We start from the raw sequence: 25,997 nt of genomic DNA on the forward strand, positions 1-25,997 counted from the left end.
CGGGTAGCCGGAGGTATTTAGCCTCCAGCCCCCACACCACCCTGCATGCGGCTCCGCACAGGGCGGTTCATTTAGAACGCCTAACCTGTTTTCTGGTTCGGATAGTGAACCGCGATCCATCCATCTCTCAGTGAATACAATCCTGCTTTCTTAAGATACTCATTACTCAGCGCTTGCTGTATCCCTGGTGTTTTCGAGCTTCGCCACGGCCCTTTGCTTGTAATTCCACAAGCAACGGCCGCTTGGATCCTGACGCCACGTTTGAGTAAGTTTTGTACCTTAGTCCGTGGCTTTCGCCATTGACGCCAGTAGCACATACGTACTCGACGACGGATCCAGTGGTCTAAATCGACACATCCTTGGTAAGCGTTCGCTATGCCAAAGTAGTTGATCCAGCCTTGCATGTATTGCCGCACTTTAAACAATTGATAGCTCATGCTCACGCCCCAATTGCGGTTTGTCAGTCGTCTTATCTTTTGTTTGAAGATGTGCAGTGTTTTGACATGCCACTGGATCTTTCCGCGGTTAAAGGTAAACCCTAGGAACTTGCTTTGGCCTACCTTAACCACTTGGCTTTTCTGTTCGTTAACAACCAGTTTTAGCTTAGTGGCAAGATAGCAAGTAATACTCTTGAGGACACGTTCGCCCGCTCGTTGAGACTTGACCAAGATGATAAAGTCATCCGCGTAGCGGGCGAATTTGTGCCCTCTGCTTTCCAGCTCTTTATCCAGACTATCCAACATGATGTTTGATAGTAATGGTGAGAGTGGGCCACCCTGAGGTACGCCTTCGAAGCTTGCTTCAAATTGGTCGTTGATCATTACGCCAGCACGCAGGTATTTACCAATAAGCGCCAGCAGACGCTTATCCTGTACCTTGCTCCTTAACTGAGTCATTAAGAGATCATGATTTACTCGATCAAAGAACTTGGACAGATCAACATCGACGGCAAATTTGCGTTTATGTTTGATGATATCCCTGACTTGCAAGACTGCTTGTTTGGCATTCCTATTCGGTCTAAAGCCGAAGCTATTAGCCGAGAAGGAAGGATCAAACAACGGCGTGAGAATTTGAGCAATTGATTGCTGTATCACACGATCAATGACGTTAGGGATACCCAGTTTGCGTTTACCGCCATCGGGTTTGTCGATCTCTACGCGTCTGACTGCTGAGGGTTGATATTCACCTAACTCAAGTTGAGATTTACACTGTTGCCAACCGCCTTGCTGCACCCAAAGCGGGAAGGCTTCGATAGTCATGCCATCGATGCCAGCCGCGCCTTTATTGGCTTTAACTTGACGCCAAGCTCGGTGTAGATTTTCAGGTTCGAGTAGTTGTTGGAATAAATCGCTGTTGAAGGCCGGTTGCATATCAATACGCTGCCGATAGTAATCGTCTGGCGACGTAGTGGGTATCGACAAGTTTGACAAGACTCCTCCTTCTTCTAAATGTTCAGGCCTTCACCATGTACCCACAACGCTAACGCGGGGTATGCTATCCCATCCATTACGATGGGCGTTGGGCTACTATGCCGTCTGCTGACTTCTGCTTAATCACATGCCGAGTTGCCCCGTCATGCGCTATCGGTTTTCATCTGGTTCGCTCTTTTCAGTCGATGAGATTGAAAAGCCAAGGCACTTAATAGACCAGAGCCTGACTGGTTATTGACCGATCGCGTGTTAAGCAGATCTCCCCAGATAAGAACATGAACTTTCTTTGCACTGCTGCATCATTTACGGTGGCCATTAGATCACGTGGTTTCGTCGTCTTGTGCCAACTCACCTCTAGCCTACGCCTCATATGATGTTCTTGTTCATCAGCTCGCAAATTTGCTAGCGGCTTCCTTCAGACCAATCCTCGCGGATAAGCCCTTGCCATTCACTAGTAGTTAGCGTTTAATAACAGCATGTTATTGAACGGTGACCTTCCTACAGAGGACTTTCACCTCATTAGTTCATGCCCATGCTGGGCGTACACAAGGCAATTAAAAATCGCCCACAAAAGGCGTGGGCTGGACTCGCTTCCGCTCGCCTTTTATTGCGGCGTTAAACCCATAGAATTTTTAATCCGAAACTCAAAAATTAGAGTTGGGGATCTAACACGCTTTTGTCCCAAAGCGTGCTTCGTATTTCTTTAAAACTTACAGACCACGCTAATGCTAAACAGGTGAGCCATGGTGATTAGCGAGACGACCGTCCGCCCCATGGCCGCTCTTTGGCATCCATGCCATCGCGGCATTCGTGAATCCATTAACATCAGACGGGGCGGTCGAGCATTAACGGATGGACTTGAACAACATCCCTGTTTAACGGCCTGTTCGCCATCCATGGCTCTCGTTCATAAGCTTAGAAATCCTAGATTTCTATTCACCGTGTCGTTGAGCAAATACCATGGTTCGCCCTTAAATATGGTCTGCATTCAATAACCAAGCAATGATATTCGTCTTCCGATATTTAACGCTCTTCTTGCCCCAAAGCATGCTTTGTATTTCTTTAAAACTTACAGACTACGCTAATGCCAAACAGGTGAGCCATGGTAATTCCAAGGGGATAAAAGGACTATTTCAATGAGCTAGCTCGCGCCCTTTTTGCCATAAAAAACGCCACCTTATGGTGGCGTTTGCTTATAGATAAACCTAAAACAGACGATTACTCATCATCGGCTTTATATTCGACATAGGCTTCGCCTTGGCTTAACCAAGTTGGCGCGGGTTTGCCTTTAAGATAATGGTCGAAGTATTCCATCATCCGAATGCTGTAATCGAGCTTATTAGGGTATTTCTTCAGATGATGTGGTTCATCTTCATATTGTAAAAACACCACATCTTTACCCGCACGGCGCATCGCTAAGTACATTTCAACACCTTGCTCCCAGGGCACCGCATCGTCTTTATCGCCAAACATGATCATCAACGGCGTATTAATGCGATCGGCATAAAACACGGGCGAGTTCTCAATGTATTTTTGTGGCGCTGCAAATAAACTTGCACCTATGCGGCTTTGGCCTGTTTCGTATTGGAATTGGCGTGCAATGCCGGTGCCATGGCGAATACCGCTGTAGGCGCTGGTCATATTCGCCACTGGCGCCCCCGCCACCGCGGCTTTAAACATCTTAGTTTGGGTGATGGCAAACGCCGTTTGATAACCGCTCCAAGAGTGTCCTTGTAAACCAATGGCGTTAGCATCGGCAACACCCATATCGATAAGCTTTTGCACGCCCGAGGTCAATGTTTGTACTGAGCTAGCACCGGGATAACCGATATCGAAACGAATATCCGGCAAAAATACCGCATAACCATTATTGACATACCAAGCGAAGTTAGGTCTATGGTTGACCTTCATTTGCGGAAAGGCATGCAGTCTGTCGGTCATCAATTCATAGTAGTACACCAGCACAGGATAACGCTCGCCCGCTTGATAGTTGGTCGGTTTTATCAACACACCATCGAGGGGTTTACCATCACCATTGATCCAATGCACTAATTCAGCTTGGCTCCAATTAAAAGCTTGGCGCTGCTTATCAAAATCGGTTTGCTTCACTGCTTGTTGTGGCGCTTGATAGCTTGCGGTGTATAAATCGGGGAAGAGATCAAATCGCTCCTTAGAAAACACCAAGGTATCGGCATCTTTACTGCGCCCAAGCACAGTTAATTTATACTCGCCTTCCATCAAGGTCTTAACGCCCGCTTCGCCAAGGGTCGCTTGATAAAAACCATCGGCCTTAGTCTTGTCGCTGTAACCATGCAGCAGCACAGTGGCGTTGTAGGCCAATGTGGTTGGCTCATCGGGATTATCGACTAAACCTTCAACACGATATTGAATTTTTTGAGCGCGTCCCAGCCCTGCTGTTAAGGTAAAGCCCGTTTTCGATGCGGTATTAAACTGCCACACATCGAATTTATCGTAGACGAGGAAGCCGGCATCGTCCTTAAGCCAAGGGCCAAAACCATAACCCGGCGCATTGGAGGGAGAATCATGATCTTCATCGGCAAAACTCACCTTTAAAGACTGGGTCAGATTAGTGCGGCGACCTTCGGCAATATCGTATAAATACACATGACCTTGCTGATAATAGGCCACATATTTACCGTCGCCCGATAAGCTTGGCTCAGCATCACTGGGTTGTTGGGTTAACAGCGGCAACTTGCGACCCGTATTGATATCCACCAAATAATAATCTTGATAGAACCCTGCCCAAGTGATCATCTTGCGATAGGGTAAGTCAGAGCTTGCCAGCATAAAACGCTTATGCTGTGACAGGGTGACATCCGGCACCGTTTTATCGCCAAGCTGCACCACATTGTTAGAGCCTAAATGCAGTACCGCTAAATAAGTACGCTTTTGCTCTGCCTCATATTGCTTAATTTCATGGGGTTTAATCCGCGGATCGTCCCCATGCCAAACTTTAAGTTTGCGCTGGCCAGTCACAATCTCTTTATCATAAAGATCTTTTTCTTCGGCGATTTTCTTCAGGCTGAGCTGTTGGCTCACCTCAGGCACACGGCCAAAGAAGAGTCGCTCACTGTCTAATGAAAAGTTTAAACTGGCGTAACTGTTTAACGTCCACTCTTTGGTGTTTGGCACAGGGCGAATTTTGCCCGAAGCGATATCGACTAGGCTTAACTGATAACTGCGGCCATAGGGTAATTCACTCGCATCACCTTGAGTAAAGGCCAGCCAGCGACCATTTTTTGAAAGTGCTAGCGCGCCAATTTGTTGGGTTTGAGACTCAAATGCCGTTGATTTTTTGTAGTTTTTCAAATCAATCAGTTGCAATTGATGTTGCTTTGCTTCGATATCATTAACCGCGACGGCCAAGCGGCGACTGTCTTTATCAAACTGATAGGCGGTCACATGCTCCAGATCCACCCGCTGCGATGGTGAAGACAAATTCACTAAACTCAAACGACGGCCTTGGTCGAACTTATCAATCTTCACCTTTTCGGCTTTGGGCTTATCATCAGTGCCTTCGCTCTTCTCTTTGGCGTCTTTTTTGGCCTCTTCGTCGGCTTCAAACCAAATGGCTAAATGCGCGCCATCGTCACTAAAGACAAATTCTTTTACCCGTTCAAATTTGGTTTGTGTGCCCGTTTCAGTGTCGAGCAGCACCATATCGGCCTTAAGCTTTTTCTTCGCTTTAGCATCGCTGGTTTCAACGGTGAGTAAACTTGGCTTAACCGCCATCGCTACATAACGGCCTGTGTGACTCACGATAGGATCTGAGCCGCCTTCAATCTGAAACGCTTTACCTGTTTGTAGATTTTTAATTAAACCATGGCTATCGCCACGATCCGGCGCCACCTCTACCGCTAGCACTTGACCATTGTCAGCGATAACGGGCTTTTCGAGGGACTCAAAATGCATGATGTCGTTTAGGGTAAGGGGTTTAGTGCTAGTTTCAGCATGGGCATGCTGCAATATTCCGAGGGATAACAGCACTAGCGATGTGATAGGTAATAACTTCAATGTCTTCCTCTTTTATGTAGTTGTTAGACTAAAGTAGACTTTTTTAACCATTGGCTCTCCATCATCGTTATAACCCAGTATTTTTACAAGTTTTACCCAATAAAAAATCGTGATATTGCTCACTATTTCCTGTGAAGTTTGACCAAAGACGGTTAAAATAATAGTGAGAAAAAACACCAAATTCATAGTCATGTTACCCGGCTGATCCCGGGTCGGACAATTGCAGTAACGACGAACCGTGGAAGGACTTCTCCATGTCAAAAAGAACGATAACCGTAATTCCAGGTGATGGAATTGGCCCAAGTATTATTGATTCAGCCTTAAAAATTCTTGATAAAGCAGGTTGTGATTTTGAATATGAATTTGCAGATGCAGGCTTAACCGCTCTCGAGAAGCAAGGCGAACTACTTCCGCAGCGTACTTTAGAACTGATCGAAAAAAACCGCATCACCCTAAAAGGCCCGCTGACGACACCAGTAGGCGAAGGCTTCACCTCTATCAACGTGACATTACGTAAGAAATTCGGCCTGTACGCGAACGTGCGTCCTGTGTTGTCTTTCAAAGGCACTCAAGCCCGTTATGAAAACATTGATATCATCACAGTGCGTGAAAACACCGAAGGCATGTACTCAGGCCACGGTCAAAAAGTGTCTGAAGACGGCAGCACCGCAGAAGCGACCAGTATTGTCACTCGCCAAGGCGCAGAGCAAATCGCGACCTTCGCTTACGAACTGGCCCGTAAAGAAAACCGCAAGAAAGTCACTATCGTGCACAAAGCAAACATCATGAAGTCAACTTCAGGTCTGTTCCTGAAAGTGGCCCGCGAAGTGAGCCTACGCTACCCAGACATCAAAACTGAAGAAATGATCGTCGATGCAACTTGCATGAAGTTAGTGATGAACCCAGAAAACTTCGACGTCATCGTGACCACCAACCTGTTTGGTGACATTCTGTCGGATCTGTGTGCCGGTTTAGTCGGTGGTTTAGGTATGGCACCCGGCGCCAACATTGGCCGTGATGCAGCGATTTTCGAAGCGGTTCACGGCAGCGCGCCAGATATCGCGGGTAAAAACCTCGCTAACCCAACCTCAGTGATCTTAGCCTCTATCCAAATGCTGGAATACTTAGGCATGGCTGATAAAGCCGACATGATCCGTAAAGCCGTATCGGCAGTGATTGAAGAAGGCGACCGTACGACTCGCGATTTAGGCGGCACCCACGGTACAACTGACTTCACTCAAGCGGTGCTTGACCGTCTGTCATAATCGCTTTGCGCGAAACAAAAAACGCACCTTAGGGTGTAATGCCGATCAGTTAAGACAGATCGCTTGACGATCTCGCTGAAAAGATCAAAATCCGATGACCTCATGTCATCGGATTTTTTATGCAACTCTCAGAAGCACTCGCCCGTACCCATATTACCCGCCTAACCGAATTCACCTGCTTAGCTGATGTGTTAGAACCTGAGTTAATTCAATCTTGCCTAGACTCCCAGGGCGTTGCGACGTTAAGACGGCGTAAATTGCCGATGGACGCGATGATTTGGGCCGTTATCGGAATGGCTTTGTTCCGAGGGGAGTCTGTTCGGTCACTCATCAACAAACTCGACATTGTTTTGCCGCAAGAGATTGATTATGTTGCACGCAGCGCCGTGACTCAGGCGCGTAAACGATTGGGCAGTGAGGTTATTAGAGAAGTATTTAGCCGCAGCGCCAATACCTGGCACGCGAGAGCTGAACATCCTCATTGGTGCGGCCTTAACTTGTATGGTGTTGACGGTGTCGTGTGGCGGACACCCGATAGTGTCCAAAATCAAGCCGCCTTTGGACGAACCGCCAACGCTTTAGGCGAAGCGGCTTATCCGCAAATTCGCATGGTTTGCTTGATGGAATTAAGCAGCCATTTGTTGGTCAACAGCGCCTTTGATTCGGTTGCCGAAAATGAAATGAACTTAGCGTCCCAGCTCATTCCTAGCATTCCTAATCACAGCCTAACCCTATTTGACCGAGGATTTTACTCGCTCGGCCTGCTGCACGCTTGGCAGCAAGCGCAACCTGATAGCCACTGGTTGTTGCCATTGAAGAAAGGCACTCAATATGAGGTGGTGCGAACGCTAGGAAAGCATGACCAGAGGGTGAAACTCACCACGACACCTCAAGCCAGAAAGAAATGGCCGCAGCTCCCTGAAACTCTTGAAGCGCGTTTATTGACTAAGACAGTGAAAGGTAAGTCAGTCGCCATTTTGACCTCGTTGACAGACCCGATGCGTTACCCCAGCGAAGACATCGTCGACTTATATGCCCATCGATGGGAAATCGAACTGGGCTATAGAGAGATGAAACAACATCTACTGGAGAGCCGTTTTACGCTCCGCAGTCAACTACCGGAGCTGGTGACTCAAGAGTTATGGGGCGTGCTACTGGCCTATAATCTCATTAGATATAAGATGTTGCTGATGGCTAAAAGCTTGCCATCGGTCCATCCCAATCAACTGAGTTTTCGGGATGCGGCGAGTTATATCATCTTCAAGTTGACACAACTGTCATCACAAACACCGGGGAATGTCCCGAGAGACGTATTGGATATAGAACGAAATGCACGGCAATTTAAGCTGGATGGTAAACGGGAAAGGGCATATCCACGAGTCCTTAAAATGAGCAAAAACAAGTTTCCGGTTAGACCAAAGAAAAATGCCGTTCACTCTTAAGTGAACGGCATTAACCTTAGGGTGCGTTTTTTATGCCCGCCATTTAGCAGAACAGCCAAATAAAAAGCCCCAAACATGACTTGGGGCTTCACTCACTAACAGAACGGTAAAAAACCGTAGATTAGTTCCAAGGCTGGCTAGGTTTAAGCCATAAGTGCACCGTCACTTCATCGCGGTCATGGTATAAGTGCTTACACTGCAACTGGAATTCGTTGATACCATTTTCCTTGAGGATTTCCTGCATGGTATTCAAAATCGCCATCACTTCTTTATAACGGCTCTTCATCGGCAGCTTGAGGTTGAAAATGGCTTCTTTAAACCAGCCATTGATGGCCCAAGCCTCAATCAGCTCAGCCACGCGCGCGGGTTTTTCAACCATGTCACACACTAACCAATAAATGTTTTTACGCTGTGGCTCGAAGCGGAAACCATCCTCACGGAAATGTTTCACTTGTCCGGTTTCCATCAGTTTTTCGTTCATTGGGCCATTATCGACCGCGGAGACCATCATGCCACGACGCACTAACTGATAGGTCCAGCCACCTGGGCAAGCGCCTAAGTCCACCGCATTCATGCCGCTGCGAACCCGCTCTTCCTGCGCTTCTTTAGGCACAAACTGCGCGAATGCTTCATCGAGTTTCAGGCTTGAACGACTTGGTGCATCGGCAGCCATTTTCAGGCGCGGGATCCCCATAAAATAGGGTGAGCTGTTGTTGCTGAAGGAATAACCAACGTAGGCGCGTCCTGGGCCAACAAAACACACATGAATAATCGGACGCTTAGGGTTTTCCTGCGCCAGTAAACTACCTGATTTTTTCAAATGCTGGCGCAAAGGCACAGTAAACTTACGGCAAAATGCCGACAGCTCTTTTGCTTCATTGGTATCAGGGGTTTCAACCCTCAGCTCGCCCGCTTTACTCACCTCACTGAGCGCTGCCACAATCGGGCTGACACGGTCAGACTCGGGCAAATCGGCTAGCAGTTCACTCGCGGCAAACATCTGACGAGCAAAGATCAGCGAATCTAACGACAGCTGCTTAGCCAAGGTATCGCCGCCATCATCGTCAAAACATTGGTATACCACATAGGCATCGTTATTGTTGGCCTTAACAAAGCCACCCACATTGAGCTCGGCGGCTCGCTGTTGGATTTCTGCTGCGCATTCTTTCTCATAGCCTGCACGGCAAAATAAAAATAGGTTTTTCATGGAGATCCTTAAGAAATCCAAGCCATAAACATGGCCGACTATCGATTTGGGCGCCAGTATAGCAATTTCAATACACAAAAGCCCGATTTGCTATCGGGCTTTTGTGCTATTGGCTGCGTGGACGCACGGCGCAGTAGCTGCGCCATACAAGCATTATGACTCGTTACCATCCACCACTTTATGGCGCCATACGGCCGCGGCCAGCAATAACCAACCTAAGAGGAAACAGCCGCCGCCCATCGGCGTGATAGGGCCAAACCATTTGCTGCCGACCAGCGCCAAACCGTAGAGCGAGCCAGAAAACAGCACTATACCCGCAATAAATAAATACGCCGCCCAATCGAGTAAACGTGAGGTTAACCACTGCCCCGCAAAAGCAACCACAATCAAGGCAAAGGTATGGTAGAAGTGGTATTGCACCCCAAGATTAAACACTTCAATCAACTCTGGGGGCGCCACGGCTTTTAAACCGTGGGCACCAAAAGCACCTAGCGCGACCGCAAAAAAACCGCTTACCGCGGCGAGTAACAACAATCCTTTACGCATTTTAACCTCCAAAAACCAATAGGCTTTACAACGGATGACGCCCGAGCCGTTAATCCAGACTCTGAGCACTTTACGTCATATCAAGAAGAAACATTAGCCAATAAATTTTGCTGATAAATCAACAGCCAGTGCAAGGTTAGCCGCTTCAGTCGTACCTGACGACTTTCTTGGGACAAAACTATGATCCCCATCAGCTAAGTATTCAATTTGAATATCATTAGTGGGGATTTGCATCTTGCCGCCAAACTTATCCCGCTCCCCTTGCAGCACTAACACGGGCACTTGGCAGTCGTTCAGGGGTTCCAACCTAGGCTCACCGCCCTTAAGCGGAATAAAGGGATAACCTAAACAAATAACCCTATCGATACGGCTGGCTTGTACGCTATCACAAGCCAGTAAAGCCGCCATGCGTCCGCCCATGGATTTGCCCATCAAGACCACACGCTTAACCTTAGGCTGAGCGTGTGCCACATCGAGCATCTCGCTAAAACAGGCAAGCAGCTTTGGAGCCCTGTCTGGCGGTCGCTTTTTACCATCCATGGCATTAGCCTGCATGTAGGGAAAGTTAAAACGCATCACTTGAAAGCCCTTGGCAACAAGACCTGCTGCCATTTGGCACATAAAGTCTGAGTCTCGATTCGCTCCCGCGCCATGGGCAAATAAAATCAAGATCTCTGAGGGTTCACCTTCTAACACATGGGCACTCAGTGCAACATTTACCGAGGGATTATCCGGGCAACAACTCACTGCGTGACTCCTCGGCAAACATATCTAACATCCACTCACGAAACGCGACCACTTTACCCAGCTCGGCATGATTCTGTTGGCAAACGAGGTAGTAAGCATCTTTGCTCACTAGCACTTCTTGGAATGGGCATACCAGTCGTCCCGCCTTAATATCGGGCCGAGCCAACACGCTATAACCTAACGCCACACCTTGACCATGAGCTGCCGCCTGCAAGACGAGGGAAGAATGACTGAAAATTGGACCTTGGTTCACATTGATATCGGTAATACCGCATTGTCTAAACCACGCCTGCCAATCGTGGCGACTCATATCGTGTAGCAATGTGTGGTGTTTTAAATCTTCCGGCTTTGACAGCGGCTTAGGGCCATTTAACAGCATGGGTGAACACACCGGAATAAGCACTTCATTGCGAAGTTTATCGGCCCGCAGCCCAGGCCAATTGCCTAAACCATAATAGATCGCGACATCAACATCGTCAGTTAAGGAACTGGCCTCTGTGTCCACCGCCTTGATCCGTACGTCAATATCAGGATTCTTTTCACTAAACTTGGACAGACGCGGCACCAGCCACTGAATCGCAAAGCTTGGCGACATGCTCACGGTCAACGAACCAATAGCACTACGTGCGAGCAGCCTATCGGTCGCATCTGCCAATTGAATAAAGATGTCCTTAATATCGAGAAAATAACTCTGGCCTTCCTCGGTTAGCAGCAGTGAACGATTTTTTCGGCGAAATAATTTTAATCCGAGAAAATCTTCCAGCGCTTTAATTTGATGACTCACCGCAGCCTGAGTCACAAACAATTCTTCAGCCGCTCGAGTAAAGCTCAAATGCCGTGCGGCGGCCTCAAATGCTTTAACCGCATTCAGTGGTGGTAAGCGTCTTGACATAGTGATCTCTATCTCAATTTTTAATTAGTTTTTCTAATCCGTATTGTTACATTTAATCGTTTGTAAAGGCCAGCATTTTTGATTAAATTTTGCGCCAACGAAACACATGAGTTGGACAATCTCGAACGGGTGATGGGAATGTCTGACAGCAATACTTTGTCAGCCCGGAGGCGACTATGTTCAATTTAAAATCTGCTTTTGCGTTAGTGTTAGTCAGCGCACTCAGTGCCAATGTCTACGCTAATGTTATCAATGCTGAAATTATTATCGACACCAGTGATTTACAAACAAGTATCAATGCCGAACTGACGGCAACGATGGAAAAAATGCACCAAGAAGCGCTGCAAGATCCCACCTTATTGATTGCCGATGAGGTGTTACCAGCACAGCAAGTGGTCAAAACCGAGTAAATTGCACTGCTTCGCAATAACATAAAAGCCGCATTCCAATGCGGCTTTTTTGTATTCATAATCCCGTAGATTGCTGCATATCAAGGTCAAACCCGAGGCTTGACCTTGCATACACTTTGCTGGTTATCGCTTAAGGGCGGTAAACCTTAACATTGTGATAACCTTGCTCAATCAGGTAAAGTGCCTGTAATTTACTCATCACGCCACGCTCACAGTACAGCAGGTAAGTCTTTTGCTTATCGAGATCGGCAAACTGAGTCGCTAATTTGAAGAAAGGAATGCGCTTGATTTCCACGCCTTCAATCTCCAGCGGTTTATTCTCTTCTTCCTCTGGGGCGCGAATATCAATCACCACTTCATTGGTGTCGATAGCAACAACGGTCTCAGTTTCAGTGATACGGGTATTCATTTGTTCTGCTATCTCCCGGATATCAATAGCCACGGCTTGCTCTATGATACGGTCAATCAAATCCTCAGAGAATTTCGTCTCTTCCGCTTCCACCTTAGCCAGTACCGCTTTAACAGTCGGCTTTTGTGAAATCACACCGCAATATTCCGGCATAGACTTAGCAAAATCTTCGGTGCCGATACGGCGGCATTCATTGATAATATCTTGCTTATCCATAGTGATCAGCGGACGCAAAATCAACATATCGGTGCAACGATCAATCACGTTTAAGTTGGTTAAGGTTTGGCTCGACACTTGACCCAAGCTTTCACCTGTTACAATCGCCTGAATGCCCATACGCTCAGCAATACGTGCCGCGGTGCGCATCATCATACGCTTGAGCACCACGCCCATTTGACCATTGTCGATTTTCTCTAAAATCTCGGCCACCACAGGCTCAAACGGCACGGACACAAACTTCACCTTGTGGGATTCACCATAGGTTTTCCACAAATGGTAAGCAACCTGCTTAACGCCAATCTCGTGCTGCGCGCCGCCTAGGTTGAAGAAACAGTAATGGGTACGAGCGCCCTTCTTAATAAATTGATAACTCGATACGCCCGAGTCAAAACCGCCCGAAATTAACGACAACACATCTTCCTGCGTTGCCATTGGGAAACCGCCTAAGCCTTCGATACGCTTAGTCACCATATACAGTTTATCGCCCTCGATTTCGAGGTTAACAGTGACTTCGGGGTTCTTTAAGCGCACGCCAATCGCATCGGTAAACTGGTTTAAACCACCACCGACATAACGCTCTACTTCAATAGAGTTAAAATCGTGATTACCAGTGCGCTTGACACGTACACAGAAGGTTTTGCCGGCAATTTGGTCGCGATAAACGGGTAATACTTGCTGGTAGATATCATCAACTGACGTAAAGCTGTATTCATCCACTTGCACTACGTGGGCGATCCCAGGGATACAAGCTAAACGCTCACCAAAGGCCTGAGCTAATTCAGGTTTATCATTTGGCACCTTTACCCAAATACGGTCCCATTGACGTTGCACTTTAGCATCTTCATCAACTTTTTTGAGCACGTTACGGATGTTGGTTTCAAGCATTTTAGTGAAGCGCATGCGCACAGGCTTACTCTTCATCATGATTTCTGGGTACAGCTTTACAATAAACTTCATGGGATTTCCGCGGGCAATTTTGGCAACAGCAAAATTGGTTAAAAGAATAATCGCCGGATTATAACAAACTCACGGCGATTGGCGCACCTGTTTCCACACTAGGGCTGCTCGTGGCGTGCGCTTACGCACAGTTGAACTTATAGTCAAAAAAGCCCAAATAAAAAAGCCGTGAGCAAGTCACGGCGTTTTTATCAAATAACTTATTTGGATTAAAAGCTATTTACCTACTTGAATTTCTTCGGATTCTTTTGCTTTACCTTGTTCAATCGCAATCTCAACTCGACGATTTCGCGCGCGATTTTCAGGCGAATCATTTAAAACAATTGGATTATTTGAGGCCATACCGACCACTTTCATCCGTTTAGGATCAAAGCCCTTGACCTGCAATAACACATCAGCCACAGCTACAGCACGTTTACTGGAGAGATCCCAGTTTGAGCTATAGAGCTCATCACTTATCTGCATATCGTCGGTATAACCCGATACGGTAATAATTCCCGGCACATCTTTGAGCAACTCACCCACCGAACGCACCACTGGTTTAAATCGCGGTTGTAGGAAACCAGAGCCTGAGGCAAATGAACCTTTTTCACGGATTCGAATAATAATCTGCTGTCCAAGTGACTCAATTTCAATCGCCCCATCGGTGATCTCTTTATTGAGCTCCTGCGCCATTTTTTTCACTTGCTGATTAATCTTATCCTGCGCTGCCGCAGCCTCGGCCTTCACTGCATCTGCGGTTTCTTGGGCTGTAGCCGTTGCTTCGCCACCTCGCTGCGAACCGTTCTGTTGTTGTACCCCACCCGCACTATCATCTTCCCCCGCTTGGAAATCCAACGTGGGTTCGGTCATTTCATTGGTTTGTTGGTTGATGATCTCAATCGGCGTGGGATCGGGACGACCAGGACGGAACTCGAGGGCAATCACAGACGTCCCCTTAGGAATATCTTTGACTTCGACTTTGTTTTGCACCCCAAATGCATACTTCATCGAACCTGCAATCTGCTTAAACTTCATCACATCCATTTCGGAGAATGACAGCAGCAACACGAAGAAACACATCAAGAGGGACATCAAATCGGCAAATGTTGCCAACCAGAGTGGTGCTCCGGGCGGTGGACAGTTGCACTTAGCCATGGGCTACTCTCCGTCCGTTGTATCGATTTTCCGCTGTTTTTCAGCAAGATAGTTTTTCAAAAAGCCTTCAATTACTCGAGGGTTTTGGCCATCTTGAATCGCCAATACCGCATCCATAATCAAGTTACGGTTTAGCATTTCCTCACCCATTCTAAGGCTTAATTTATCGGCGATAGGAATACACACCATGTTAGCCACTACCGCACCATATAGGGTAGTTAACAACGCAACCGCCATTGAAGGGCCAATCGATTTCGGGTCCGACATATTGGATAACATCGCCACCAAGCCCACTAGGGTACCAATCATCCCCATCGCGGGTCCTACGTCACCAAAAGCTCGGAAAATGGCAATGCCGTTACGATGGCGCTCTTCGGTGAGGGCGATATCTTTTTCAAGCGCGGCACGCACCACCTCACCGTCATGACCATCCACTAACATATCGACGGCTTTTTGCATAAAACTGTTGGAAATTTGTGCTTCTTCAAGAGCAAGAAATCCACCTTTACGCGCCGCATCAGCCATCGTCACTGATTGTTCGATAAGATCTTCAGGTTTATCAATTTTAAACATAAAGGCTTTTACTGCGATTTTTACCGCACCTAAAAACTGTTTTAAATTGAATTTCATCATCACGACGAAGAAGGAACCACCGAATACGATAAAAACAGAGGGGACGTCGATAAAAATGGCAATGCCGCCGCTGGTCATCATGGCCCAAAGGATAAAACCAAAGCCCCCGACTAGTCCAATAACTGTAGCTAAATCCACAACGGCTCCTCAATATTCTGTATAAACGACATGATACTGACTCTATTGGCAAAATAACACTAAATGTCATCCGTCAACGGTTAACACTTTGGTCTTAACCCAAGCCTTATTTTATGATGTCTTAAGATGATTATAAGCATAATGCTACTATTGTCATTTATCGGACAAGCTCTAAGCAAGTTTAGTGGCAATTTCTATTTTCTGAAAAAAATTCAGCAACAAAGCGTGCTATCGAGCAAATATCCATCGACTGAATTTGACCCTTGAGCCGCCCTGATATACCTTGTGTCCGCTCTTTCAAAGGAATTATTAACGTGGCAAAGAAACCCGAAAATCTCAGTTTTGAAGAATCCCTTGGTGAACTCGAGCGCATCGTTGCTGAGTTAGAGCAGGGCGATGTCTCTCTCGATGATGCGTTAAAACAATTTGAACGAGGCATCAATCTGGTGCGTAACAGCCAGGCAAAACTTGAACAAGCTCAGCAAAAAGTGGCCATTTTACTCAAGCAGGATGAAAATGCGCCCCTCTCTCCCTATGCCGTTGAGGGCGAATAAGCGTGTTAGTCAATGCAATAAAAGAATATCAACTACGAGTTGATAACCAATTAAAACAACGTTTTAGTACACTCGAAGATACAGCTCCTCAGTTAAAAGCCGCGATGACCCATGGCGCCCTTTTAGGGGGAAAACGCATTCGTCCCTTCTTGGTTTACAGTGTCGGGCAAATGTTTGGTGTAGCACTTGAAAAACTCGATGCCTGCGCCGCCGCGATTGAATGCATCCACGCCTATTCGTTAATCCATGACGATTTACCCGCTATGGATGATGATGCACTTCGCCGTGGTCAACCCACAGTGCATATCGCTTTCGATGAAGCCACCGCAATTCTTGCTGGGGATGCACTACAAACCTTAGCTTTTGAGATTGTGACTGAAGCCGTGCCAGGGATTACCAGCGAGCAACATATCGCTATGGTCAGAGCATTGGCAAAAGCCTCTGGTTATCGGGGGATGTGTGGCGGTCAAGCCATCGACTTAGCCTCCACCGATAAGCACATTGATCTTAAAGCATTAACTCAACTGCATAATATGAAAACAGGGGCGCTGATCAGCTGCGCCGTTGAGTTAGCATTGATTGCCGCGAACGCGCCAAAAGATCAATATCAGACTATGATGGAATTTGCCCATGCCGTAGGACTTGCCTTCCAAGTCCAAGACGATATTCTGGACATTATTGCCACCACGGAAGAACTCGGCAAACCTCAAGGCTCAGATGCCGAGTCAAATAAGAGTACTTTTCCGCAACTACTTGGACTGCAAGGCGCAAAAGATACCGCCGCGCAACTGATCCAAGAGGCACTATCAGCGCTGGCTAAATTGCCATACAATAGCCAGTTAATTGCAGACTTCGCCCGCTATATTATTGAGCGAAGAATATAAAAAGAGACGAAGTATCTCGCTATGAGTTTGGACATTTCTCAGTTTCCGGTGTTGGCACAGGCCAACACACCTAATGAACTCCGCCAGCTTCCACAGGCCCTATTACCCCAATTGGCCGATGAGTTGCGGGAGTTCCTTCTTAAGTCCGTTGGCATGTCCAGCGGACATTTTGCCTCTGGGCTTGGCACAGTCGAGCTGACTGTTGCCCTGCATTATGTCTATAACACCCCGTTTGACCGTTTGATTTGGGATGTTGGTCACCAAGCCTATCCCCATAAAATCCTCACTGGTCGCCGTGATAGAATGCACACCATTAGGCAAAAGAACGGTTTACACCCCTTCCCTTGGCGGGAAGAAAGTGAATATGACACCTTTAGCGTAGGCCACTCAGGCACCTCCATCAGTGCCGCATTAGCCATGGCCGTTGCAGCCGAAAAAGAACAGGCAGGCCGTAAAGTGGTTGCCGTGATTGGCGATGGTGCCATGACAGGCGGCATGGTGTTCGAGGCAATGAACCACGCGGGTGATTTGCACAATGATATGCTGATGGTGCTAAACGATAATGAAATGTCGATTTCAGAAAATGTCGGCGCACTCAACAATCACTTAGCCCAATTGATGTCAGGCCGCTTCTACACCACGATTCGTGAAAGCAGCAAGAAAGTGCTCAAGGGCATGCCTGTTATCAAAGAAATGGCCAAGCGCACCGAAGAACACCTCAAAGGCATGGTGGTTCCTGGCACACTGTTTGAAGAGTTAGGCTTTAACTATATCGGCCCTATCGATGGCCACGATGTCGATGCCCTAGTGGAAACCCTGCGCAATATGCGCAATCTCAAGGGGCCACAAGTGCTACACATTATGACCAAAAAAGGTCGCGGTTATGAGCCAGCAGAAAAAGATCCTATCGGTTGGCACGCCGTCCCTAAATTTGACCCATCACAGTTTAAGAAGCCAGCGACTAAGCCGGGACTACCAACCTTTTCCCAAGTGTTTGGCAAATGGTTATGTGATATCGCTGAGCAGGATGAAAAAGTCTTAGGCATTACCCCTGCCATGCGTGAAGGGTCGGGTATGGTGGAGTTCTCGCAGCGCTTCCCAAAACAATATTTTGATGCAGCCATTGCCGAGCAACATGCGGTGACCTTAGGCGCAGGGTTTGCCTGTGAGGGCTATAAACCTGTGGTCGCCATTTATTCGACTTTCTTGCAACGCGGCTATGATCAGCTGATCCACGACGTCGCATTGCAGCGTTTACCCGTACTATTTGCGATTGACCGTGGAGGTATTGTCGGTGCCGACGGCCCAACCCATCAAGGGGCGTTCGATTTAAGCTTTATGCGCTGTATCCCAAATATGGTGATTATGGCGCCATCGGATGAAAATGAATGTCGCCAGATGCTGTATACCGGGTATTGCTATGATGCAGGCCCAAGCGCGGTACGCTATCCAAGAGGTAGTGCAACAGGTGCGACTCAAGTTGAAGCCATGACGGCACTGCCAATTGGTAAAGGGGTGATTAAGCGTTTAGGCAAACGTATCGCGATGCTTAACTTCGGGACTACCTTAGCCGCAGCACTCACTGCCGCAGAGAGTTTAGATGCAACAGTGGTCGATATGCGCTTTGTGAAACCGCTGGATGTGGATTTAGTCAAAGAGATGGCTCAAACCCACGATGTGCTCGTCACAGTGGAAGAAAACGCCATTATGGGCGGCGCTGGCTCAGGTGTGCTAGAGCTTCTGCAAAAGCTTAAAATGCCTAAACCTGTACTACAAATTGGCTTGCCCGATGAGTTTATTAAACATGGATCACCAGAAGAAGTGATCCATGACTTACAACTCGATGCCGAAGGCATGTTAGCGCAGATTAATGCCTATCTCGCCGATTGATTATTGATGGGGGCTAAGCTCCCATCAATACTACAAACGTGATAATTCACGATTAACGGCAAATAGAAAAGCAACAGACAAATAAAAAGGACTGTATCGGCAGTCCTTTTTATTGGTTTAACGTTTTACCGCTTAAGCTTCAATATCAATCGAAGCTGACTCTTGGCTAGGGCCACCTTGAGACACCATCACCATGGCTGGGCGCAATAAACGGCTATTCAGTTCGTAGCCTTTTTGCATTACTAACATCACAGTATTGGCTGGGAATTCAGCACTTGGTTGCATACCAATCGCTTGATGTTGATCAGGGTTGAAGGCTTGTCCTTGAGGATCAATTTGTTTTACACCAAATTTCGCCACAGCGGTCAACAAACTCTTTTGTGTTAACTCAACACCTTCATAGATAGCTTTAGTGGTTTCATCCTGCGGATTAGTCCCTTGCAGCGCTCGCTCCATATTGTCTATCACTGGCAGCAATTCGTTGGCGAATTTTTCCAGAGCAAACTTATTGGCTTTCTCTACATCCATCGCAGCGCGACGACGAATGTTATCCACTTCGGCAGCTGCACGTATTACTGAATCTTTTTGCTCATCAACTTTCGCCAAAGCGTCAGCGAGTAACTGTTCCAGCTCTTCAATACGGAAATTGGCTTGGGTAAGCTCATCAATCAGACTTGCTTCTTCGGTAGAAACTTCAGACTCTACACCCTCTTGGATCAGATCCTGTTCTGCTTTAATCGACTCGTTGCTCATTTTCACTCCAGCTAAAAATGCTTTGTTTCTAAATACTCTGGGCATATTATGGGGATCAATTTTGACGTTTCAAGGCCTAAGGCCAGATCTAGCATAAATATGACCACAAAGTTCCACACCATTGGCCTAATTGGTAAGCCGCATCATCCAGGGACAAATCAAACCCTCAAACGTCTGCACCACTGGCTGACGATGCAAGGTTATGAAGTCCTCGTAGAAGAGCGGGTAGCAACTGAGTTAGGCCCACAAATTGTGGCGGTTGATTTATTAGAGATTGGCGAGCGTTGTGATTTAGCGATAGTCGTTGGCGGTGATGGCAATATGCTCGGCGCCGCCAGAGTGCTGGCGCGCTTCGATGTGGGCGTGATTGGTGTAAACCGTGGCAACCTTGGCTTTTTAACGGATTTACCGCCGGATGCATTCGAAGAGGCGCTCGCTAAAGTGCTCGATGGTGAGTTTGATACCGAACACCGTTTTTTACTTGAGGCAGAGGTCTATCGCCATGGACAGCTAAAAGCCAGTAATACCGCGGTAAATGAAGCGGTGCTGCATCCGGGGAAGATCGCTCACATGATTGAATTTGAAGTCTATATTGACAATCAATTCATGTACAGCCAACGCGCCGATGGCATGATAGTTTCCACTCCCACGGGGTCAACCGCCTATGCACTGTCAGCAGGTGGGGCGATTCTCACCCCCAATTTACAGGCATTAATTTTAGTCCCGATGTTTCCACACACCTTGTCATGCCGTCCTATTGTGGTCGATGCTTGCAGCACCATTAAGATGGTGGTTTCCCCTGAAAATGGCGAAAACCTTGAGGTTAGCTGTGATGGCCATGTGCATTTAGCAGTATTACCCGGTGATGAGATCATCGTGCGCCGCAGCTCTGAGCAACTTAGGCTTATCCATCCTAAAGGCCATAATTACTTCCATGTATTACGAAGCAAACTTGGCTGGGGCAGTAAGTTGTTTTGAGTTTGTACGATGAGATGATGCGAAGCTTAACTCAAGCAACCTACCATAAAAAAATATAGACAATGACTGACTATAGTTGTTAACAAAATGGAGTTGTGCAGCTGCATTGCTGTAAACAGCTTTATTAACCGTTATTAAATTTCAGATTAACTCATATTTCATAAAGTGACATTGCTCACACTCAATTTCCCCGCCCGATAAAGCGTGAGCTAGATCACACTAAAAATCTCCATCTAAAAATCATATAAAATAATAAAAATCATATATTTAAAATAAATCATTAAAAACCACCGTTCCTTTTAATGAGAGCCTGAGTGACGCAGATCACACCTTAATATTGTCTTAAAAATTCATTAAGTGCCCATTAATGAAATAAATGGATCAGTTAATTGCAATACTGATCGCTAATTTAGTGAAGATCTGATTTTTTATAACTAAAAAGCATAAAAGTTAAATAAATTACTAATAACAGGAATATACAAACCACTCTTTAAGTGACATTGGTCACAGTTGAAGAAATCCTATGAGAGAAGCCTCCCGCAGCACTGTAAATTAGCATTTCATACAGCAGTCAAAATGATCTAGATCATATAAGTTCAACCCCGAATAGCGTCTAGTACACACCACAGAATGTCGTAACAGTGATTATTAGTAGTGAATACTGCTGATTTATCCACCATAAGTTCTGATATCGAAGCACCAATAAGATTCCTATAAAAAATAAGACAGACCACTTTATGTAGAGGCAAGCATGACAATACTCCAACTCTTCGCCAGCTTGACGCCAGTGCTCAGTGTAATGATCTTTCTTGTATTACTGAGAATGCCCGCGTCAAAAGCTATGCCCATTTCCATGGTAGTTACGGCCATCGCCGCCGTATTTATTTGGCAAATGGATACCACTCTATTGGCCGCATCCGTTCTTGAAGGACTGCTGTCAGCGATCACGCCATTAACCATCATCTTCGGTGCGGTATTCCTACTTAATACTCTGAAATATTCAGGTGCAATGGATACTATCCGAGCAGGCTTCACTAACATCAGTGCCGATGCCCGTGTACAGGTGATTATTATTTGTTGGTTATTCGGCGCCTTTATCGAAGGTAGCGCAGGCTTTGGTACGCCAGCCGCCATTGGCGCGCCACTGCTGGTATTACTGGGAGTACCTCCTGTCGCCGCCGCCGTAGTCGCCTTAATTGCTGACTCAGCCTGCGTATCATTTGGGGCAATTGGTTTACCCGTGCTCTTTGGGATGGAACAGGGTCTTATCCAAGGTGGTGTAAGCATGGCTGCTGAGCAGTTTGCTGCCCATGGTGGAACCTATGCGGGTTATGCTCGATATATCGTAATGCATATGATCACTATCGACTTAATCACAGGTTCATTAATTCCACTGGTTATGGTGACGATGCTGACCGGGTTCTTTGGCCGCAACAAATCCTTTAAAGAAGGCTTAGCCATTTGGAAATTTGCGATTTTCGCAGGTCTTGCCTTTACTGTCCCCGCCTGGATTATTAACTACCTTGCAGGCCCTGAATTCCCATCAGTTATTGGTGCATTAATCGGTATGGCACTGGTGATCCCTGTTGCGCGTAAGGGCTACCTACTGCCTAAAACACCTTGGAATGATTTCGCAGAGAATGACAACCAAGAAGGTGTGAAGATCGAAGCGAAAGCCCAGTTTTCACAAATTGCCGCCTGGACACCTTATATCATCATGGCTGCGCTGTTAGTGTTATCTCGTACAGTCACGCCACTGAAAGCTTGGTTATCGAGTTTCAACATTAGCTGGACAGGCCTGATGGGTACTGAGCTTAAAGCGAGCTTTGCAACCTTATACGCCCCTGGCGCCTTCTTCGTCGCAGTGTGTATTATCGGTTTCTTCCTGTTCAAAATGAAAAGTCCTGCGATTAAGCAATCCATCGGTGTTTCATGCAAATCAATGTTACCGACGATTATTTCATTAGGTGCTTCAGTACCTATGGTGAAAATCTTCTTAAACTCAGGTGCTAATGGTGCTGGACTAGCCTCTATGCCAGTGGCCTTAGCCGATATGTTGGGCCATTCAATGGGCGCGGTATGGGCATGGATGGCGCCTATCGTGGGGATTTTTGGTGCCTTCCTGTCAGGTTCAGCGACGTTCTCAAACATGATGTTCTCAAGCCTGCAATACAGTGTGGCTGATAATGTTGGCATGAACCATACGCTGATATTGGCACTGCAAGGTATCGGTGCAAACGCCGGTAACATGATGTGCGTAATGAACGTGGTTGCCGCAGCAACTGTAGTAGGTATGGCGGGTAGAGAGTCGGAAATTATTCGTAAAACCATGCCTGTTGCCCTTGGCTACGCCTTACTTGCAGGCACTATCGCAACACTTTGGGGTGGCTTCTAATCCATCTTGTTCGAAGTCACGCCGAGTGACTTCGACTTTCTTCTATAAGATAAAGAGAGTGATGTTATGTCGATTAACTACAAAGAGGTCATCAGTGATCTCAGAACACAATTAGGTGATCGTCCGGTGACGGATGATCCCGTCCGTCGTTTTGCTTGGTCTACCGATGCCAGCTACTTCAGAATCGTGCCCGAAGTTGTTGTCCATACCGAGACCTTAGAACAGGTAAAACTCACCTTAGCCGTTGCCCGCAAGCATAATGCGCCCGTCACATTTAGAGCAGCAGGCACCAGTTTATCTGGCCAAGCGATTGGTGAAGGGATACTACTTATCCTTGGCCATGATGGTTTTAGAAAGATTGAAGTCAGTAGCGATGCAAAACAAATTACCTTAGGTGCCGCCGTTATTGGTTCAGACGCGAATGCTGCGCTTGCGCCACTGAATCGCAAAATCGGCCCCGATCCAGCGACGATTGCTTCGGCAAAAATTGGCGGAATTGTTGCTAACAACGCTTCAGGCATGTGCTGTGGTACTGCTCAAAACAGTTACCAAACCATCGCATCGGCAAAACTGTTGTTTGCCGATGGCACTGAACTCGATACTGGCTGTGAAAAATCTAAGGCTGAGTTTGCTAAGACCCACGGAAAATTACTGCAAGATCTGAGCGAGCTCTCCCATCTGACACGCCATAACACCGTATTGGCCGAGCGCATTCGTAAAAAGTATTCCATCAAAAATACCACTGGCTACGGTATTAACTCCTTAATCGATTTTACCGACCCATTTGACATCATTAACCACTTAATGGTCGGGATGGAAGGTACGTTAGCTTTCATTAACGAAGTCACTTACCACACTGTAAATGAAGCTAAATTTAAAGCCTCAGCCATGGCTGTATTCCATAATATGGAAGATGCTGCACGCGCCATTCCGCTGATTAATGGTGAAAGTGTTTCTGCGGCCGAACTCCTTGACTGGCCATCCATTAAAGCGGTAACAGGCAAGCCAGGCATGCCAGATTGGTTGTCGGAACTGCCTGCATTATCGGCGATTCTATTGATAGAATCCCGTGCGGATGATGCTCAAACGCTCGAACGCTATACCCAAGATGTCAGTACCAAGCTGGCTGGTTTTGACTTCATCCGTCCGATGGAATTCAGTACCAATCCCGCGGTTTACGACAAGTACTGGGCGATGCGTAAAGGGCTTTTCCCCATTGTCGGTGGCGAGCGTCCAAAAGGAACCTCAGTTATCATCGAAGACGTGGCCTTTGAGCTTGAACATCTAGCCGCAGCAGCTCACGATATCACTGAGCTTTTCCATAAACATGGTTACCCTGAAGGCTGTATTTATGGCCACGCGCTAGCAGGTAACTTCCACTTCATTATTACTCCTACCTTCTCCACTCAAGCCGATATTGACCGCTTCCATGCCTTTATGGACGATATTGCCGATATGGTGATTAACAAGTACAACGGCTCAATGAAAGCTGAGCATGGCACCGGCCGCGCTGTGGCACCATTTGTTGAAAAAGAATGGGGACAAGATGCTTACACTTTGATGAAGAGCATCAAACAACTATTTGATCCTCAGGGTATTCTAAACCCAGGCGTTATTCTTAACGATGATGCGAACGTCCACGTTAAAAATATTAAGCCCTGCCCTGTTGTCGATGATTTTGTTGATAGATGTATTGAATGTGGCTTCTGCGAAAAAACCTGCCCAACATCAGCACTTAACTTCTCGCCACGTCAACGTATCGCTACTCTGCGTGAAATCGAACGCTTAGAGCAGTCCGGTGATAAAGCTGCGGCCGCTAAAATGCGCGCCGATGCAAAATACGATGTGATTGATACCTGCGCTGCCTGTCAGCTTTGTACTATCGCCTGTCCAGTCGATAACAGCATGGGTCAGTTAGTCCGTAAACTACGTACACCTTATATCAGCACCACAGAGCAAAAAGTATTGGATTTCCAAGCCAAGCATTTTGGCGCGGTAAACCAAGTGATCAGTACGGGCTTTGATGTACTTGGCGTTATCCATAAAATCACCGGCGATGGCATTACTAATGCACTGATGAAAACGGGTCGGCTGATTTCTAAAGAAGTGCCCTACTGGAATCCTGACTTCCCCAAAGGCGGCAAACTGCCTAAACCGTCACCCGCCAAAGCAGGCCAAGAAACCGTGGTTTACTTCCCCGCCTGTGGTGGCCGGACCTTTGGTCCAACGCCGAAAGATCCGGATAACCGCACCTTGCCAGAAGTGGTTGTAACCCTACTAGAGCGCGCGGGCTATAACGTTGTCACGCCAGAAAAGACCCGCGATTTATGTTGCGGCCAAATGTGGGAATCAAAGGGCGACTTTAAAAACGCCGACGCCAAACGCCAAGAGCTTATCGATGTGCTTAGCAAGATGAGCAATGGCGGCAAGATCCCAGTGTTAGTCGATGCCTTATCTTGTACTTATCGCACCCTCACGGGTAACCCAAAGGTACAAATAACGGATCTAGTTGAGTTTATGCATGACAAGCTGCTGGACAAGCTGACCATCAACAAAAAGGTCAATGTTGCTTTACACTTAGGTTGTAGTGCTCGCAAGATGAAGTTAGAGCCTAAGATGCAAGCCATTGCCAATGCTTGCTCGGCGCAAGTGCTCAAACCCGCGGGTATTGAATGTTGTGGATACGCCGGTGAAAAAGGTTTATATAAGCCAGAAATCAACGCCAGCGCCCTGCGCAATATTAAGAAGTTAATCCCAGTTGAGGTTAAAGAAGGCTATTACGCCAACCGTATGTGCGAGGTCGGTTTGACCCAACACAGTGGTATTTCCTACCGCCACTTAGCGTATCTGCTCGAAGAGTGCAGTCGCTAACACACTGACCAAACGGGGCTAAAGATAGCCCCGTTTTTCTTTAGAAGAAAACTATTCTCATTTATCGACAACTCCGCAAAGTTAACGAAATAAATCTTAAAATAAAAACCAAATTAACCATTTAAAATCATATTGTTAAAAACTTCTCATTTTTGCAAAAATCTAGTAGATCATTTACTAAATTAGGGCTACTTATTTACTTTAG

General features: G+C 46.9%; 19 protein-coding genes. 9 read left to right on the top strand and 10 right to left on the bottom strand.

Translation table 11 applies throughout. The features are described 5' to 3' along the window. Positions 1–80: 80 nt before the first annotated feature. Positions 81–1,430 (bottom strand): group II intron reverse transcriptase/maturase, encoded by a 1,350-nt coding sequence (gene ltrA, locus FJD32_RS15465; RefSeq protein ID WP_205403011.1) that lies wholly within the window; start codon positions 1,428–1,430, stop codon positions 81–83. 1,218 nt (positions 1,431–2,648) lie between these two features. Further along, positions 2,649–5,465 (bottom strand): prolyl oligopeptidase family serine peptidase, encoded by a 2,817-nt coding sequence (locus FJD32_RS15470; RefSeq protein WP_140906869.1) that lies wholly within the window; start codon positions 5,463–5,465, stop codon positions 2,649–2,651. A 254-nt stretch (positions 5,466–5,719) separates the two neighbouring features. Between FJD32_RS15470 and FJD32_RS15475 the strand changes: the two genes are divergently transcribed. After that, entirely contained in the window at positions 5,720–6,730 is a 1,011-nt protein-coding gene (locus FJD32_RS15475; protein ID WP_037425822.1) for an isocitrate dehydrogenase, read from the top strand. Positions 6,731–6,849: 119 nt separating this feature from the next. Continuing rightward, positions 6,850–8,172: an IS4-like element ISSba6 family transposase gene (locus FJD32_RS15480; RefSeq protein ID WP_088585852.1), complete on the top strand. Its 1,323-nt coding sequence runs from the start codon at positions 6,850–6,852 to the stop codon at positions 8,170–8,172. 121 nt (positions 8,173–8,293) lie between these two features. Here the strand turns inward: FJD32_RS15480 and rlmM are convergent, their stop codons facing one another. From rlmM to FJD32_RS15500, 4 genes are all read right to left on the bottom strand, one after another. Then, complete coding sequence (gene rlmM, locus FJD32_RS15485; protein WP_037416532.1) at positions 8,294–9,379, bottom strand: 23S rRNA (cytidine(2498)-2'-O)-methyltransferase RlmM; 1,086 nt, start codon at positions 9,377–9,379, stop codon at positions 8,294–8,296. A gap of 153 nt (positions 9,380–9,532) precedes the next feature. Further along, positions 9,533–9,925, bottom strand: coding sequence for a DUF423 domain-containing protein (locus FJD32_RS15490; RefSeq protein ID WP_037416529.1), 393 nt, complete (start codon positions 9,923–9,925; stop codon positions 9,533–9,535). 93 nt (positions 9,926–10,018) lie between these two features. Beyond that, entirely contained in the window at positions 10,019–10,672 is a 654-nt protein-coding gene (locus tag FJD32_RS15495) for an alpha/beta fold hydrolase (RefSeq protein ID WP_055647996.1), read from the bottom strand. Further along, positions 10,653–11,564, bottom strand: coding sequence for a transcriptional regulator GcvA (locus tag FJD32_RS15500; protein ID WP_037416523.1), 912 nt, complete (start codon positions 11,562–11,564; stop codon positions 10,653–10,655). Before FJD32_RS15500 ends, FJD32_RS15495 begins: the two co-directional genes overlap by 20 nt. A 176-nt stretch (positions 11,565–11,740) precedes the next feature. Here FJD32_RS15500 and FJD32_RS15505 point away from each other — a divergent pair, with 176 nt between their 5' ends. After that, complete coding sequence (locus FJD32_RS15505) at positions 11,741–11,974, top strand: hypothetical protein (protein ID WP_037416521.1); 234 nt, start codon at positions 11,741–11,743, stop codon at positions 11,972–11,974. Positions 11,975–12,104: 130 nt separating this feature from the next. On the opposite strand, the gene thiI is transcribed toward FJD32_RS15505, so the two are convergent. The 3 genes from thiI to pomA form a co-directional block, all read right to left on the bottom strand. Continuing rightward, on the bottom strand, positions 12,105–13,559 hold the full coding sequence (gene thiI / locus FJD32_RS15510) for a tRNA uracil 4-sulfurtransferase ThiI (protein WP_055647997.1): 1,455 nt from the start codon (positions 13,557–13,559) through the stop codon (positions 12,105–12,107). A 216-nt stretch (positions 13,560–13,775) separates the two neighbouring features. Beyond that, the gene (locus FJD32_RS15515; protein WP_037425837.1) at positions 13,776–14,696 is read right to left on the bottom strand and encodes a flagellar motor protein MotB; all 921 of its coding nucleotides are present in this window, start codon (positions 14,694–14,696) and stop codon (positions 13,776–13,778) included. A gap of 3 nt (positions 14,697–14,699) precedes the next feature. Further along, positions 14,700–15,467: a flagellar motor protein PomA gene (gene pomA / locus FJD32_RS15520; protein WP_037416085.1), complete on the bottom strand. Its 768-nt coding sequence runs from the start codon at positions 15,465–15,467 to the stop codon at positions 14,700–14,702. Between the two features lie 314 nt (positions 15,468–15,781). On the opposite strand from pomA, the gene xseB reads away from it, so the two are divergent. The 3 genes from xseB to dxs are packed head-to-tail and all read left to right on the top strand — an operon-like array spanning position 15,782 to position 18,795. Beyond that, complete coding sequence (gene xseB / locus FJD32_RS15525) at positions 15,782–16,021, top strand: exodeoxyribonuclease VII small subunit (RefSeq protein WP_011623480.1); 240 nt, start codon at positions 15,782–15,784, stop codon at positions 16,019–16,021. Positions 16,022–16,023: 2 nt separating this feature from the next. Then, positions 16,024–16,905, top strand: coding sequence for a (2E,6E)-farnesyl diphosphate synthase (gene ispA, locus FJD32_RS15530; RefSeq protein ID WP_069454565.1), 882 nt, complete (start codon positions 16,024–16,026; stop codon positions 16,903–16,905). A gap of 21 nt (positions 16,906–16,926) precedes the next feature. Beyond that, complete coding sequence (dxs, locus tag FJD32_RS15535; RefSeq protein WP_037416077.1) at positions 16,927–18,795, top strand: 1-deoxy-D-xylulose-5-phosphate synthase; 1,869 nt, start codon at positions 16,927–16,929, stop codon at positions 18,793–18,795. A gap of 132 nt (positions 18,796–18,927) precedes the next feature. On the opposite strand, the gene grpE is transcribed toward dxs, so the two are convergent. Beyond that, positions 18,928–19,548, bottom strand: coding sequence for a nucleotide exchange factor GrpE (grpE, locus tag FJD32_RS15540; RefSeq protein ID WP_037416074.1), 621 nt, complete (start codon positions 19,546–19,548; stop codon positions 18,928–18,930). 99 nt (positions 19,549–19,647) lie between these two features. Between grpE and nadK the strand changes: the two genes are divergently transcribed. From nadK to FJD32_RS15555, 3 genes are all read left to right on the top strand, one after another. After that, positions 19,648–20,526 (top strand): NAD(+) kinase, encoded by an 879-nt coding sequence (gene nadK, locus FJD32_RS15545; protein WP_086023973.1) that lies wholly within the window; start codon positions 19,648–19,650, stop codon positions 20,524–20,526. A 751-nt stretch (positions 20,527–21,277) separates the two neighbouring features. Further along, positions 21,278–22,921, top strand: a complete 1,644-nt coding sequence (locus FJD32_RS15550) for an L-lactate permease (RefSeq protein WP_037416068.1) — start codon at positions 21,278–21,280, stop codon at positions 22,919–22,921. 66 nt (positions 22,922–22,987) lie between these two features. Further along, a complete protein-coding gene (locus tag FJD32_RS15555; RefSeq protein WP_088585853.1) occupies positions 22,988–25,792 on the top strand; it encodes an FAD-binding and (Fe-S)-binding domain-containing protein in 2,805 nt (934 codons plus the stop codon). The last annotated feature ends 205 nt before the right edge of the window (positions 25,793–25,997 follow it).

This window comes from Shewanella sp. LC6 (assembly GCF_006385735.2).
Lineage (GTDB): Bacteria > Pseudomonadota > Gammaproteobacteria > Enterobacterales > Shewanellaceae > Shewanella > Shewanella xiamenensis.